Origin of the sequence: Aurantiacibacter marinus (assembly GCF_001021555.1) — a bacterium.
Taxonomy (GTDB): Bacteria; Pseudomonadota; Alphaproteobacteria; order Sphingomonadales; family Sphingomonadaceae; genus Alteraurantiacibacter; species Alteraurantiacibacter marinus.
In genome coordinates this window covers 46,783-58,697 of record NZ_LDCP01000004.1, presented here as the reverse complement: position 1 = coordinate 58,697, position 11,915 = coordinate 46,783, and the positions used below count along the sequence as shown (strand labels likewise).

Sequence of the window (11,915 nt, the reverse complement as noted above, 5' to 3'; positions counted from 1 at the left end):
CCTAGACCCTCAACACGTCACGCCGCCGGAGCGGACGGGCAAAGAGTTCAGCCAGATCGCCTGCCTGCTCAAAGCCGTGAATAGGGGAGAAAACGAGCTCTATTGCCCATTTGGTGGTGAAGCCTTCGGACTCCAGCGGATTGGCAAGGCCAAGACCGCAAACGGTAAGGTCGGGCTTGTCTTCGCGCACCCGGTCCAGCTGCTTGTCGACATCCTGGCCTTCGGAAATGCGGGTACTTTCGGGCAGCAGTTCCAGCTCGCGTGCGGTGTGCTGGCGGTGGAGGTACGGCGTGCCGACTTCCACAGGGATCATACCTGCCTCGGTGGCAAGGAAGCGGGCAAGTGGCACTTCCAGCTGGGAATCCGGCAGGAAAGTAATGCGCTTGCCTTCAAGCCGTTCGCGGCTGTGGGCGATCGCACGCTTGGCGCGTTCGCGGCCCGGCGCGACCACGCGGTTGAAATGCATTTCGTCCACGCCGAAAGCATCGGCAGCAGCGCGGAGCCATGCGGTTGTGCCCTCTGCGCCGAAAGGGAAAAGGGCATCGAGCCGCTGCGCACCGCGATCCTCCAGCGCCAGAGCCGTTTCCGTAAGGAAGGGCTGCGCGAGAAGGTAGCGCGTATTCGGGCCGACCGAGGGGAGGTCGCAAGCCCGGCGCGCTGGCAGACAGTGCACTGGCTCGATGCCGAGTTCGGCAAACAGACGCAGGAACTGGTCTTCTACGATATCCGGCAATGCGCCGACAATCAGGAGCTCTTGCGCGGCATCAGGCCTCGCAACCGGCATTTCCGGCACCAGAGTGGCGAGACATGCATCTTCGCCTTCGGTGAAAGTCGTTTCAATCCCGCTTCCGGAATAATTGAGGATGCGCGTCTGCCCCGCATATTCGGTCCCAAGGCGCTGTGCGGCCTTCGCAAGGTCCATCTTGATGACTTCGGAAGGGCATGATCCCACCAGAAACAGCGTTTTGATTTCGGGACGGCGGGTGAGCAGCTTGTCCACGATCCTGTCGAGTTCGTCATGGCAGTCGGCCATGCCGGCAAGATCGCGTTCCTCGATGATAGCTGTGGCAAAGCGTGGCTCTGCGAAAATCATCACCCCGGCTGCGGATTGCAGCAAATGTGCACAGGTGCGCGAGCCCACGACGAGGAAAAAGGCATCCTGCATCTTGCGGTGCAGCCAGACGATGCCGGTAAGTCCGCAGAATACCTCGCGCTGGCCACGTTCCCGTAGCACGCCTTTGTTCAGCACCGGCGCGCAGTCCGAACCGTTGGCGGGGAGTGTCTGGGTGATGCTCATGCCGTCACCGCACGCGAATTTGATTCGAGTCGCGCGGCGCGCAGTTTCAACAGGAACTGACCCGCATTGATGACGTAGGCAGCGTAGGCTGCAAGCGCGACAAGCATGCGCTCCTCAGCCGATCCGATGCCGCCAAACAGCATCACAAGATAGGCTGTGTGCAGCGCCAGGACGAGCATTGAAAACACGTCTTCCCAGAAGAACGCGGGAGCAAAAAGCCACTTGTCGAAGACCACTTTCTCCCAGATCGAGCCTGTGATCATGATGGTATAAAGAACGATTGTTTTCAGAACGATGGAGGCATCTGCGGCGAAGGCACCTTCGCCATTTGCAAGGTATCGCAACACCAATATGAGGCTGGTCAGGAAGACTACGAATTGCAGCGGTGCGAGCACACCTTGAACGATGGTCCAGCGGGACGCATCGCGCCGGCAGCGCTCTTCCGGCGTGTAAAGAGCCCGGCTTTTCCGGGGCAGTTCACGGCCATGTACGGCGCTCTGCATTTCAGTGCTGTCCCCTCCGCTATGCGGCGATATTTTTCGCCAGTTCATAATTGGAGCCTACTCCCATATCTGGCAAAGTGTCAACCAAACTGGACGACAATTCGAGTTGACAGTTTGTGTTTGCAAGTCAGCACCATTCAGCCTAGCGTCCAGTCGCCTTGTCGAATCAGACTGTAAGGTTTCTTGACGGGGCGCCGCGCGATCTGCGCCGCTCACAGACGGGAGAGTCTGACATGGCTTCGGTATTGGGTACTGGCAGGAAGCCGGGCCAGAATGTCACGAGAAACGCTGGTACACACAACGGCTTCGGGCAGTCGGGCCAAGCTTGTGCCAAATCCGCGATGAATGGTTCAGGCCCTGAAATGGTCACAGAAGACAAGGTGGATGAGCTGGTTGAGCATGAGATACTTCCTCGCCTGCTTGTTGCCCTTGCCAATGCACGCATTGCTGGCGCTGCCAATGATACCAACGCTGAAGACGCGAACGAATCCCCGCACATTGTGCAAAGCTTCGAAACCGATGCCTTTGCACCCCTCGCACTTGGCCTCGAGGCTGAGGAATTGATGACGCAGATCGAATGCTTTCTGGATCGCGGCGTTACAGCAGAGGCAGTCTTTATCGAATTGCTAGCCCCTGCAGCGCGTAAATTGGGCGAGTATTGGGAAGAAGATCGGTGCGATTTTGTTGATGTAACGATGGGGCTCTGGCGCCTTCAGGAAGTGATGCGTGAAGTCGCGCTGCGGTCTCCTGTACTTCACAGCGGCCACGGTCCGGCACGCAGCGCCTTGTTCTCGCCCTTGCCCGGGGAGCAGCACTGTTTCGGCACACTGATGGTCGAGGAAGTGTTCGCCCGAGCAGGCTGGGACAGTGAAGCGCTTATAGAACCGCAACGATCCGAAATGTTGAAAATCGTTTCTGAACGGGAGTTCGAACTGGTGGGATTGACCGTCAGCAATGACTGCTCTAGCGGCGAACTCGCAAGTTTGGTGACAGCCATACGAAGCGTTTCAAGGTGTCGGTCCGTCAAAATCATTATGGGGGGCCGCGCAGTGAATGCCAATCCGCAGCTCGCCGATCTGGCAGGAGCGGACGGCACGGCAGAAGATGCCAATTCAGCCCTGATCCTGGCCGACGGGATTGTCCCGGTGGCCAAGCGGCTCGACTGCTTCGAAGCCTAATCTGGAAAGCATGATGCTCACCCGAAAACACAGCATTGAAGGCAAGCTGCATTTCGGCGATTTCGCCGGAATTTTCGACGATTCCGATCCGGAAGCGGCAGCGAAACTTGCCCTCATTGGCGGCGACATCAGTCTGGTTCTTGACAATCAGGGCGTGATTGTTGGCGGTAGCGGCGATCCGGAGCAATTCCCTGAACTGGAGAACTGGATCGGGCGCGACTGGGTCGATGTCGTCACAATCGAAAGCAAGCCCAAGGTCATGGAACTGATGGGGGCCATGCGCGAAGGCCGGCCGCAACGCTGGCGCCAGGTGAACCACCCGGGTGACGATGCAGATCTTCCAGTCCGTTATGCCCTGGTTGGTTTTCAGAATTCCGACCGCTGCCTCGCGCTTGGTCGCGATATGCGTGAAGAAGGCGGCCTGCAGCAGCGGTTTCTTCAGGCGCAGCAGGCGCTTGAGCGGGATTATATGCGGCTGCGCCAAGCTGAAAACCGCTATCGCCATTTGTTCGATACAGTGTCCGAAGCTGTCCTGGTTGTGGAAGGGGAAACTTTCCGCATTCGGGAAGCAAACCCCGCTGCGCACCGCCTTTTGAAAGCGAGCGCAGGGGATTTGCAGGGAAGCAAGCTTTCCGGCCTGTTCGCCCGTTCTTCACGCGATGCCCTGATCGGCTTTCTCGGGTCCGCTGCATCTTCCAGCAGCATATCGCCACTGCATATTGCATTGGCGGATGAAAGCACTGAATTGACTTTAAAGGCCACCAGTTTCCGCCAGCGTGGCAAGCAGTATCTGCTTGTGCGGATGTTGGCGGAAGAGCGCGCCGACGGCGCAGTCGCTCTGCCTGTGCTGAGCGTTGTGGAGCGGATGCCCGATGCGTTCGTCTTGGCCGATTCCAAAATGGTGATCGTTACCGCCAATGCCGAATTTGCCGAATTGGTGGGTGCAGCAAGCGTGGATCACCTGCTTGGTCAATCGCTTGCAGATTACATCGGGCGGCCGGGCATTGATCTGGAACTGGTCAAGGGGCAACTTGCGAAGCATGGTGTCGCCCGCAACGTCAGTACGGTGGTTGGCGCGACAGATGGCTTCGAAGGTGAGCCGGTGGAGCTTTCGGCTGTGCAGACCGATGAGGAAAATCCGCATCTCGGCCTCGTTATCCGTCCTGTTGGCAGGCGCATTCGTGATCTGCCATCGGCGACGAACGAATTGCCGCGCTCGGTTGAACAATTGACCGAACTGGTCGGTCGTATGTCTCTCAAGGACATCGTCCGTGAGAGTACCGATCTGATTGAACGATTGTGCATCGAAGCCGCACTTGCGCATACTTCGGACAACCGGGCCTCTGCCGCGGAAATTCTCGGGCTTAGCCGCCAGAGCCTCTACTCCAAGCTCCACCGCCATGGATTGGGCAATTTGGTGTCGGATTCCGATTAGTTTCGCGCTTTGAGCGATAAAGTGTCAAAAAAATTTGACGCACCTAACTGTCAAGCATAGCGTTGCTTGATGACGCAATCGACCGTTTCGACTCATGTGGTGTCGCCTCCCGCGGCGCGGGACGTGCTTGCGCTGCTCAAACCGATAACCTGGTTTCCGCCCATGTGGGCCTTTGGTTGCGGCGTGGTGTCCTCCGGTATGTCGCTTGATACACGCTGGCCGTTTCTTATTGCTGGTATCGCACTCACCGGACCCTTGGTTTGCGGCACAAGCCAGGCGGTGAACGACTGGTTTGATCGGCATGTCGATGCCATCAATGAACCGGATCGTCCGATCCCATCAGGCAGGATAGCGGGCAATTGGGGTCTGCGGATCGCCATCGCCGGTACGATGCTGTCTATGCTGGTCGCTTGGCTGACTGGTCCGTGGGTGTTTGCCGCGACGTTGTTAGGGCTTGCCTGTGCCTGGGGTTACAGCGCGCCGCCTTTCCGTTTCAAGACGAGCGGTTGGTGGGGGCCGGCGGTTGTGGCACTGACTTATGAGGGATTGAGCTGGTTTACCGGGGCAAGCGTGATGGCAGGCGCACTGCCGCCGGGTTCGGTCCTTGCGGTGTTGGGGCTCTACAGCCTTGGCGCTCATGGCATCATGACATTGAACGATTTCAAGGCCGTCGAAGGTGACCGTGCGACCGGCCTGCGCTCCCTTCCCGTTACGCTGGGCGTCGATCATGCTGCCAAGCTGGCGTGCACGGTGATGGCGCTGCCGCAAATCGCGGTCGTCGCTTTGCTCGCCATCTGGGGCATGACGATTTCGGCACTGGCGGTGAGTGTATTGCTTGCCGTTCAACTCGCCCTGATGCCTCGGCTGATATCCGATCCGGCGCGCCATGCGCCTTGGTACAATGCGACTGGCGTAACGCTCTATGTGCTGGGAATGCTGGCTGCATCGCTAGGCCTTGGGGGGTATATATGACGCAAGTCGGCCTTGGCTGGGGTTCTATTGTCCGCCTTGGCGCAGTGCAGGCGTCTATTGGCGCGATCGTGATGCTGGCGACTTCGCTGCTGAACCGTGTGATGGTGGTCGAATATGCGCTGGCAGCCGCCATTCCAGCCGGACTTGTGGCGTGGCATTATGCCGTGCAGCTGACCCGCCCGTTGTGGGGCCATGGTTCCGACATGGGCCGCCGCCGCACCCCTTGGATATTGGGCGGCGTCAGCATGCTCGGGGTTGGCGGTTTGCTGGCGGTGAATGCCACAATCCTCCTGTCGAACAACTGGATGGCAGGCATCCTGCTTTCGATGCTGGCCTTCACGATGATCGGTGCGGGTGTTGGCGCGGGAGGAACGACGCTGCTGGCTTTGCTTGCATCAGCCGTTGCCCCGGAACGGCGTGCGGCCGCCGCTGCCGTGACTTGGATCATGATGGTGGCAGGCATAGTCATCTCTGCCGGAATTGCCGGTGCGCTGCTCGATCCGTTTACTCCGCAAAGGCTGGCGTTGGTCAGTGGCGGTGTTGTGATCGCGGCGCTGCTGGTTTGCTGCGCGGCTATTTTCGGATTGGAAGACAAGGCGCCAAGGCTCTCCGCGCGGGTTCGTGATCCGGGAGGAACGGTTCCAGACTTTGCTACTGCCATTCGCGAGATTTTTCAGGAAGCGGAGGCGCGCCGGTTCACTATTTTCATCTTCGTGTCGATGCTTGCCTATTCGATGCAGGATCTGATCCTGGAGCCATTTGCAGGCCTGGTGTTCGCGATGACGCCAGGGGAATCAACCAGCCTTTCCGGTATGCAGCACGGCGGTGTCCTGCTTGGCATGATCGTGTCAGGCATTGGCGGCAGCGCCTTTGCCGGACGCATGCCGGTAGAGCTGCGCGTGTGGATCGTGGCCGGATGCACTGGTTCAGCCATCGCATTATGCGGTCTCGCTATTGCGGCGCAGGTCGGAACTGGCTGGCCGCTGGCGGCCAATGTCTTCGCGCTTGGCTTTTGTAACGGTGTGTTCGCCGTGGCCGCTATTGGCGCGATGATGGGGCTTGCCGGCGCTGGTGAGAACACCCGCGAGGGCGTGCGCATGGGGGTCTGGGGCGCGTCGCAGGCGATTGCATTCGGCACAGGCGGACTTTTGGGGGCCGTTGGCGTTGATATTGCCCGCCGGGTTCAAGGACAGGACGGCGCAGCTTTTCAAATGATTTTTGCACTGGAAGCGGCGCTCTTTGTGGTTGCCGCCATCCTGGCAATCCGCGCGACCGGGCGGCGAACACGGTCAGCAAGGGAGCTGGTATCAGCATGAGCGAAGCACAATTCGATGTCGTAGTGGTCGGTGGCGGACCTTCGGGCGCAACAGCTGCGTGGGATCTCGCGCGGGCTGGGCGCAGCGTCTTGCTGCTGGACCGGGCAGGCCGGATCAAGCCCTGCGGTGGAGCAGTTCCGCCTCGCTTGCTGGAAGAATTCGAAATTCCGCAATCTCTACTGGTCGCCAAGGCAAGGTCAGCAAGAATGGTCGCACCGTCCAATCGCCATGTGGACATGCCTGTTGGCGAAATCGGATATGTCGGAATGGTCGACCGCGACGTGTTTGACGAATGGCTGCGTGCCCGCGCTGAAGCCGCAGGAGCGACGCGCCAGAAGGGCACTTTCGATCATATCGAGCGCGACGACGCTGACGGCCCGCTGGTCTGCTTCCGCGAGAGCCGCGGCGGCGAACTGCGCAAAGTGCGTACCAAGCTGGTGATCGGCGCCGATGGCGCGCGGTCTGCCGTGGCGAAGGAAAACATTGAAGGTGCGGAAAACATGCACTGTGTTTTCGCTTATCACGAAGTCATCAAGTCGCCGGAAAGCACCGCCGAAGGTTACGACGCAAGCCGCTGCGATGTGCTGTATCAGGGGCACCTGTCGCCAGATTTCTATGCCTGGGTGTTCCCGCACGGCCATTCTGCCAGCATTGGCGTTGGTAGCGCGAACAAGGGCTTTTCCTTGCGTGGAGCGGTGAAAACCATGCGCGATGACATGGGACTGGCCGATTGCGAAACGATCCGCTGCGAAGGCGCGCCCATTCCGCTGAAGCCTTTGAAGAAATGGGATAACGGGCGCGATGTTCTTGTGGCAGGTGATGCTGCGGGTGTTGTCGCACCGGCATCTGGTGAGGGCATTTTCTACGCCATGACCTGCGGGCGGATCGCTGCCCAGGCTGCGGACGCTTTTGTTGCCAGTGGCCAGCCCGCTGCGCTGAAGCAGGCGCGCAAGCAATTCATGCGCGAACATGGCAAGGTTTTCTGGATACTCGGTATCATGCAGCATTTCTGGTATTCGAGCGACAAGCGGCGCGAACGTTTCGTCGCGATGTGTGCGGACAAGGATGTGCAGGAATTGACCTGGCAGGCTTATATGAACAAGCGTCTGGTGCGCGCGCGCCCGCTTGCCCATCTGAAGATTTTCATCAAGGATACCGCGCATCTGCTGGGCTTGAGACCTGCCACACGATGAGCATGAGCAAAAGCTGGATTTTGCCCGTTACTATTGCCGGGCTGGCGGCACTGGGTGTCGCTGCGATTGGCGGTACGATAACCGATCTGGGACCTTGGTATGAAGGGTTGAACAAACCTGATTGGAATCCTCCACGCGCCGCTTTTCCGATCGCCTGGACCACGATATTTGCTCTGGCTGTTATCGCTTTTGTCTCCGCTTGGCGCAAATCTCCAAGTACGAAGGTATCCGACACGCTAATCGGCCTTTTTGCAGCGAACGCATTTCTCAATATCGTCTGGAGTCTGATTTTCTTCCGCCTCCAGCGGCCGGATTGGGCTTTCTTTGAACTGATCCTGCTATGGGTTTCGATCCTGGCAGTGATCATCTATTGCTGGCGGCTATCACGGTTCGCGAGCCTGTTACTGCTCCCGTATCTGGTCTGGGTGACGATAGCGGGAGCGCTCAATTGGGAAATCGTCCAGTTGAACGGACCGTTCGGTTAAGGTGGTTATTGGTCTGCGAATGATCTGATGGAAGTATTTTTCTCCAGCGGACACGCAATCGATGTCGTGCTCGGCGTGATCGTTCTCGAAACAATCTGGCTTCTCTGGCGCGGCTGGCGTCTGAGCGATGTAGCTTTGTTGCTTTTGCCAGCAGTGCTGATGCTGATCGCGCTGCGAGCGGCGCTGGTGGGTGCTCCATGGCCGTGGATTGCAGTGCCACTTGCACTGTCATTTCCTGTGCACCTGCTCGATCTTTCGCGCCGCAATGCGCGGCGCGATTGATCCGGGCCCTGTCCCTGTCAGGGGTACAACTTCCAACCTTGAGAAATTGATGCTTCCTGCGAACAGGAAAGCATCAATTCGTATCTGTCATTTCCGAACCCGCAGCAACACTATCGGTTGTTGCCGGTGCCAACACTGACTGCAGGGCGGGATAATCCGCAACCATACGCACGCCGCCCATCGGCAGGTTCTGGCCCTGGTGACAGGTTGTGCAATTGGTCTTGTAAGGATCGCCAGCCGGACCCAGACGATTATCCGGGAAAACCGAAGTCAACGGCGTGATGTATTCACTGTTGATGTTCCTGACCATGCGAATGCCATGCCACGCTGTTGCACGCGCCGGAGTGCTCCGGTTCCATTCCGCAAAAGCCTGCGTATTGTGACAATAGGTGCAGTTCACACCGAGCGAGTTCGACATGTGGATCATGAGTGAAAACGTAGCTTCGGTTTCCATTGTCGTCGTCGTATTGCCCGAGGGATGACTCGTGCTGGATGCGACGCGGATTTCTGCTGGATCATCTCCGTTCAAAAGGTATCGCGCGATTGCGACGTTTGGCAGTGAAGTGTTCCCGGTCAATTCCATCGGCTCATTCTGGCCGCGGCGATTGCCGTTGATCGAATTGCTCGTGAGTTCCTCTGGCAAGGTCCACACATTTTCCGGAATGTTGTTGCCGCGGTGGCAGGTCCAACAAGTCACACCCGTTTGCGCAACATGACTGGACCAGTTCTGGTTCACGTCCTGCGTCATCTGGATCATGGAGCGCGCGACGCCCTTGGTGTAAATCTCGTCCGACGCCATGTTGGCAGGGTTATGGCAATAATTGCAGCCCTGCTCGGGTGCGACCCATTCCGTTATCGCCGCCATGAGATAGTTGAATTCATCGGCCGAGATGTCACCCAGCACCTGCACGTTCTCATACACTTCCGAAGCGAGCGGCCCGCCGGGAGGGGGCAACTCATAAGGCGGCGCAGGAACATCGGCAGGGATATTGGCATCGGTAACGTAAACCCGGTTCATCCCGGTTCCTGCAATGCCATTCTGCTCGGTGGTCTTCGGGGCAAATTCACATGCAGTTAGTGTCAGCGGCAGCGCAAGCAGCGCTACGTGATAAGCTTTCAACTTGCTCATTCTCCTGCACTCCCCATGCTCGCGGGATCCGCAACATTGCTGTCAGGATAGAGCGAGGCGTAGCCATGCTCCTGTGCCCACAAATACCAGTTATCAACTACGGTTCCGGTAAGCAGAATGCCGATCCCGCCTGTCAGCGTGGTCAGCACGGCGAACCACCATGCCCAGCGGTGAATGGATTCCATCGTGGCGTTAAAGCCCATGGTCCAGCGCCAGAACAATGCAGCCCGTTCGGACGCAGTGCCGCGGTCGGTGATCTGTTCGATCTCACGCTCTCCGCCGTAACGTCCAACAGCAAGGATCGTGGCACCGTGCATCGCGAACAGCAGGACTGAGCCATACAGGAACACGATCGAGAGGGCGTGGAATGGATTGTAGAACAGATTGCCGTACCGGATCGAGAATGCAGCGGTCCAATCGAGGTGCGGGAAGATGCCATAGGGTACGGCTTCTGCCCAGCTGCCCATCATCATCGGGCGAATGAAGCCAAGCACCAGCATCAGGAATATCGCAGATGCAAAGGCCCAGGACACATGCTTGCCCATGCCGAGGGCAGATGCACGGCGATAAGACCGGATCCACCACAGGATGACTGATGACGTGAAGCAAAGCCCTGCAAGGATGAACCATCCGCCTTCGGCAAGCGGTACAAACGGAGAGAACCCGTATTCAGGGCCTGGTGGCTCAAGCGAGAGCCAGAAGAGCTGGCGCACGAACTGGATAGGATCCCAGCCGACCGAAGCCAGCATGTTGAGCCCGATTATCTCGAAAGCGATCAGACCAAGGACGAGCGAGGTCACGCCGAGATAGCCCAGATAGACCGGTCCGATCTGCGCCTGCCCGATCAGCCCCATGATGTGGCTGAATGTCGTGCCTTGTGTTCGTGAGCCCTGTTGTTCTGCCGGCAGCGGAACTCCCATTTCCGGAGAAGCGCGGAGCTGAACCTGGGTGAAGATGTTTTGATATTGCGCCATGTTTCAGTGCTCCCTCACGACCAGATCGGCAGGTTGAGCCACCAGGTCCACCATTCGGGCCAGCCTTTGGTCCAAAGGGGGCCGCTGATGACAATGCAAACCGCGCTCCAGAAGCCGGCATTCAACGCCAGCAGCAGGCCCACACGGTGGATGCCCAAGGTGCCGACCGAATATCCGATCAAGTCGCGGAAGAAGGTGTCTTCATATTCCGGTGTCTTCACCTCTTCTCCTGCGGCCGGATTGGTGGCCGAGAGAACCAGTGCGCCGTGCAGCGCCAGCGCGAGGGTGGTAGTGAAGAAGAAGCTCACCGCCAGCATGTGCGCCGGGTTATAGTGGAAGTGCAGATATTGGTATCCGGTGTTCGATACCCAGTCGAGGTGGCTGAATATCCCGTACGGGAAGCCAAAGTGCCAGCCGCCCATCAGAACAGGGCGGATAACCACCAATGTGAAATAGGCGAATATGGCCATGCCAAAGGCGAAGGGCACATGATAACCCATGCCCAACTTGCGGCAGATTTCCACCTCGCGTAGCGCCCACGAGACAAAAGATATCAGCGCGCAGACTGTAATCACCTGCCAGAACCCGCCTTCGGCCAATGGCGCGAAGCCAAGACCGTAGGACAAATCCGGCGGAGCGATCGAAATCAGCCATGGATTCCAGGTTGGACCTTGCGATGCTGCATAAAATATCAGCATCGTCCCCAGGGTGGCGAACATGGCCGTTACTATCCCGAACAAGCCCACGTAAAAGGGCCCGACCCAGAAGTCGAACATATCTCCACCGATCAGAGTGCCGCCACGCACACGATATTTTCTCTCAAAACTGAGGAGCGCCATAGCCCAATCCTCCCCCGCCGCTATCGACGGGACAATGGTTAGTCAGTATTTCGACCGTGAGGCACGGCTGGCACTACCAGCCGCGCCTCTCGCACAGTCGAATGATCTGCACTTCGTTAGCTGGTGTCAGTTCGACGCAAGCTGTGCTGTCGCGGATGCATTCGGGCCATCAAGCCAGTTATACGTATCCGTGCTCAGCAAAATGAAGTGGATTGAAAATGCCAGTACGGCGAGTCCGACGTGAAGTCCGACGAGCGCAGTACGTGGATTGAACATCATCCAAGCTCTCCACATGTGAAATTCCTTTCATGT

Annotated in this window: 13 protein-coding genes; 7 read left to right on the top strand and 6 right to left on the bottom strand. The window is 58.3% G+C overall.

Going from position 1 to position 11,915, the window contains the following annotated elements; genetic code table 11:
• Position 1: 1 nt before the first annotated feature.
• Both AB731_RS12385 and bchF read right to left on the bottom strand, forming a co-directional pair.
• On the bottom strand, positions 2-1,297 hold the full coding sequence (locus tag AB731_RS12385) for a ferredoxin:protochlorophyllide reductase (ATP-dependent) subunit N (protein WP_047094351.1): 1,296 nt from the start codon (positions 1,295-1,297) through the stop codon (positions 2-4).
• Positions 1,294-1,800: a 2-vinyl bacteriochlorophyllide hydratase gene (gene bchF / locus AB731_RS12380; protein WP_047094350.1), complete on the bottom strand. Its 507-nt coding sequence runs from the start codon at positions 1,798-1,800 to the stop codon at positions 1,294-1,296. The genes AB731_RS12385 and bchF overlap by 4 nt, the downstream gene beginning before the upstream one ends.
• Before the next feature lie 362 nt (positions 1,801-2,162).
• Between bchF and AB731_RS12375 the strand changes: the two genes are divergently transcribed.
• The 7 genes from AB731_RS12375 to AB731_RS12345 all read left to right on the top strand — a co-directional run bounded on the left by AB731_RS12375 (position 2,163) and on the right by AB731_RS12345 (position 8,661).
• On the top strand, positions 2,163-2,978 hold the full coding sequence (locus AB731_RS12375) for a cobalamin B12-binding domain-containing protein (RefSeq protein ID WP_231638942.1): 816 nt from the start codon (positions 2,163-2,165) through the stop codon (positions 2,976-2,978).
• 10 nt (positions 2,979-2,988) lie between these two features.
• Positions 2,989-4,413, top strand: coding sequence for a transcriptional regulator PpsR (gene ppsR / locus AB731_RS12370; RefSeq protein WP_231638941.1), 1,425 nt, complete (start codon positions 2,989-2,991; stop codon positions 4,411-4,413).
• 69 nt (positions 4,414-4,482) lie between these two features.
• Positions 4,483-5,385 (top strand): chlorophyll synthase ChlG, encoded by a 903-nt coding sequence (gene chlG / locus AB731_RS12365; RefSeq protein WP_047094349.1) that lies wholly within the window; start codon positions 4,483-4,485, stop codon positions 5,383-5,385.
• Positions 5,382-6,701, top strand: coding sequence for a BCD family MFS transporter (locus tag AB731_RS12360; protein ID WP_047094348.1), 1,320 nt, complete (start codon positions 5,382-5,384; stop codon positions 6,699-6,701). The genes chlG and AB731_RS12360 overlap by 4 nt, the downstream gene beginning before the upstream one ends.
• Positions 6,698-7,894 (top strand): geranylgeranyl diphosphate reductase, encoded by a 1,197-nt coding sequence (locus AB731_RS12355; protein WP_047094347.1) that lies wholly within the window; start codon positions 6,698-6,700, stop codon positions 7,892-7,894. The genes AB731_RS12360 and AB731_RS12355 overlap by 4 nt, the downstream gene beginning before the upstream one ends.
• Positions 7,891-8,379: a TspO/MBR family protein gene (locus AB731_RS12350; protein WP_331386709.1), complete on the top strand. Its 489-nt coding sequence runs from the start codon at positions 7,891-7,893 to the stop codon at positions 8,377-8,379. Before AB731_RS12355 ends, AB731_RS12350 begins: the two co-directional genes overlap by 4 nt.
• Before the next feature lie 27 nt (positions 8,380-8,406).
• Entirely contained in the window at positions 8,407-8,661 is a 255-nt protein-coding gene (locus AB731_RS12345; protein WP_173425762.1) for a hypothetical protein, read from the top strand.
• 73 nt (positions 8,662-8,734) lie between these two features.
• Here AB731_RS12345 and pufC read toward each other — a convergent pair whose 3' ends face one another.
• The 4 genes from pufC to pufA form a co-directional block, all read right to left on the bottom strand.
• On the bottom strand, positions 8,735-9,790 hold the full coding sequence (gene pufC / locus AB731_RS12340) for a photosynthetic reaction center cytochrome PufC (RefSeq protein WP_047094346.1): 1,056 nt from the start codon (positions 9,788-9,790) through the stop codon (positions 8,735-8,737).
• Positions 9,787-10,764, bottom strand: coding sequence for a photosynthetic reaction center subunit M (gene pufM, locus AB731_RS12335; protein WP_047094345.1), 978 nt, complete (start codon positions 10,762-10,764; stop codon positions 9,787-9,789). Before pufM ends, pufC begins: the two co-directional genes overlap by 4 nt.
• A gap of 14 nt (positions 10,765-10,778) precedes the next feature.
• Positions 10,779-11,603, bottom strand: coding sequence for a photosynthetic reaction center subunit L (gene pufL / locus AB731_RS12330; RefSeq protein WP_047094344.1), 825 nt, complete (start codon positions 11,601-11,603; stop codon positions 10,779-10,781).
• A 126-nt stretch (positions 11,604-11,729) separates the two neighbouring features.
• A complete protein-coding gene (gene pufA, locus AB731_RS13865) occupies positions 11,730-11,897 on the bottom strand; it encodes a light-harvesting antenna LH1, alpha subunit (RefSeq protein WP_082126491.1) in 168 nt (55 codons plus the stop codon).
• Positions 11,898-11,915: the final 18 nt, after the last annotated feature.

What these genes read in the sequence shown, in the direction of transcription:
- pufM (WP_047094345.1), bottom strand. Translation starts at nt 10,764, where the DNA reads ATGGCGCAATATCAAAACATCTTCACCCAGGTTCAGCTCCGCGCTTCT.
- AB731_RS12385 (WP_047094351.1), bottom strand. Translation starts at nt 1,297, where the DNA reads ATGAGCATCACCCAGACACTCCCCGCCAACGGTTCGGACTGCGCGCCG.
- AB731_RS12355 (WP_047094347.1), top strand. Translation starts at nt 6,698, where the DNA reads ATGAGCGAAGCACAATTCGATGTCGTAGTGGTCGGTGGCGGACCTTCG.
- AB731_RS12375 (WP_231638942.1), top strand. Translation starts at nt 2,163, where the DNA reads ATGGTCACAGAAGACAAGGTGGATGAGCTGGTTGAGCATGAGATACTT.
- pufL (WP_047094344.1), bottom strand. Translation starts at nt 11,603, where the DNA reads ATGGCGCTCCTCAGTTTTGAGAGAAAATATCGTGTGCGTGGCGGCACT.
- AB731_RS12350 (WP_331386709.1), top strand. Translation starts at nt 7,891, where the DNA reads ATGAGCATGAGCAAAAGCTGGATTTTGCCCGTTACTATTGCCGGGCTG.
- bchF (WP_047094350.1), bottom strand. Translation starts at nt 1,800, where the DNA reads ATGCAGAGCGCCGTACATGGCCGTGAACTGCCCCGGAAAAGCCGGGCT.
- pufC (WP_047094346.1), bottom strand. Translation starts at nt 9,790, where the DNA reads ATGAGCAAGTTGAAAGCTTATCACGTAGCGCTGCTTGCGCTGCCGCTG.
- pufA (WP_082126491.1), bottom strand. Translation starts at nt 11,897, where the DNA reads ATGTGGAGAGCTTGGATGATGTTCAATCCACGTACTGCGCTCGTCGGA.
- ppsR (WP_231638941.1), top strand. Translation starts at nt 2,989, where the DNA reads ATGATGCTCACCCGAAAACACAGCATTGAAGGCAAGCTGCATTTCGGC.
- AB731_RS12360 (WP_047094348.1), top strand. Translation starts at nt 5,382, where the DNA reads ATGACGCAAGTCGGCCTTGGCTGGGGTTCTATTGTCCGCCTTGGCGCA.
- AB731_RS12345 (WP_173425762.1), top strand. Translation starts at nt 8,407, where the DNA reads ATGGAAGTATTTTTCTCCAGCGGACACGCAATCGATGTCGTGCTCGGC.
- chlG (WP_047094349.1), top strand. Translation starts at nt 4,483, where the DNA reads ATGACGCAATCGACCGTTTCGACTCATGTGGTGTCGCCTCCCGCGGCG.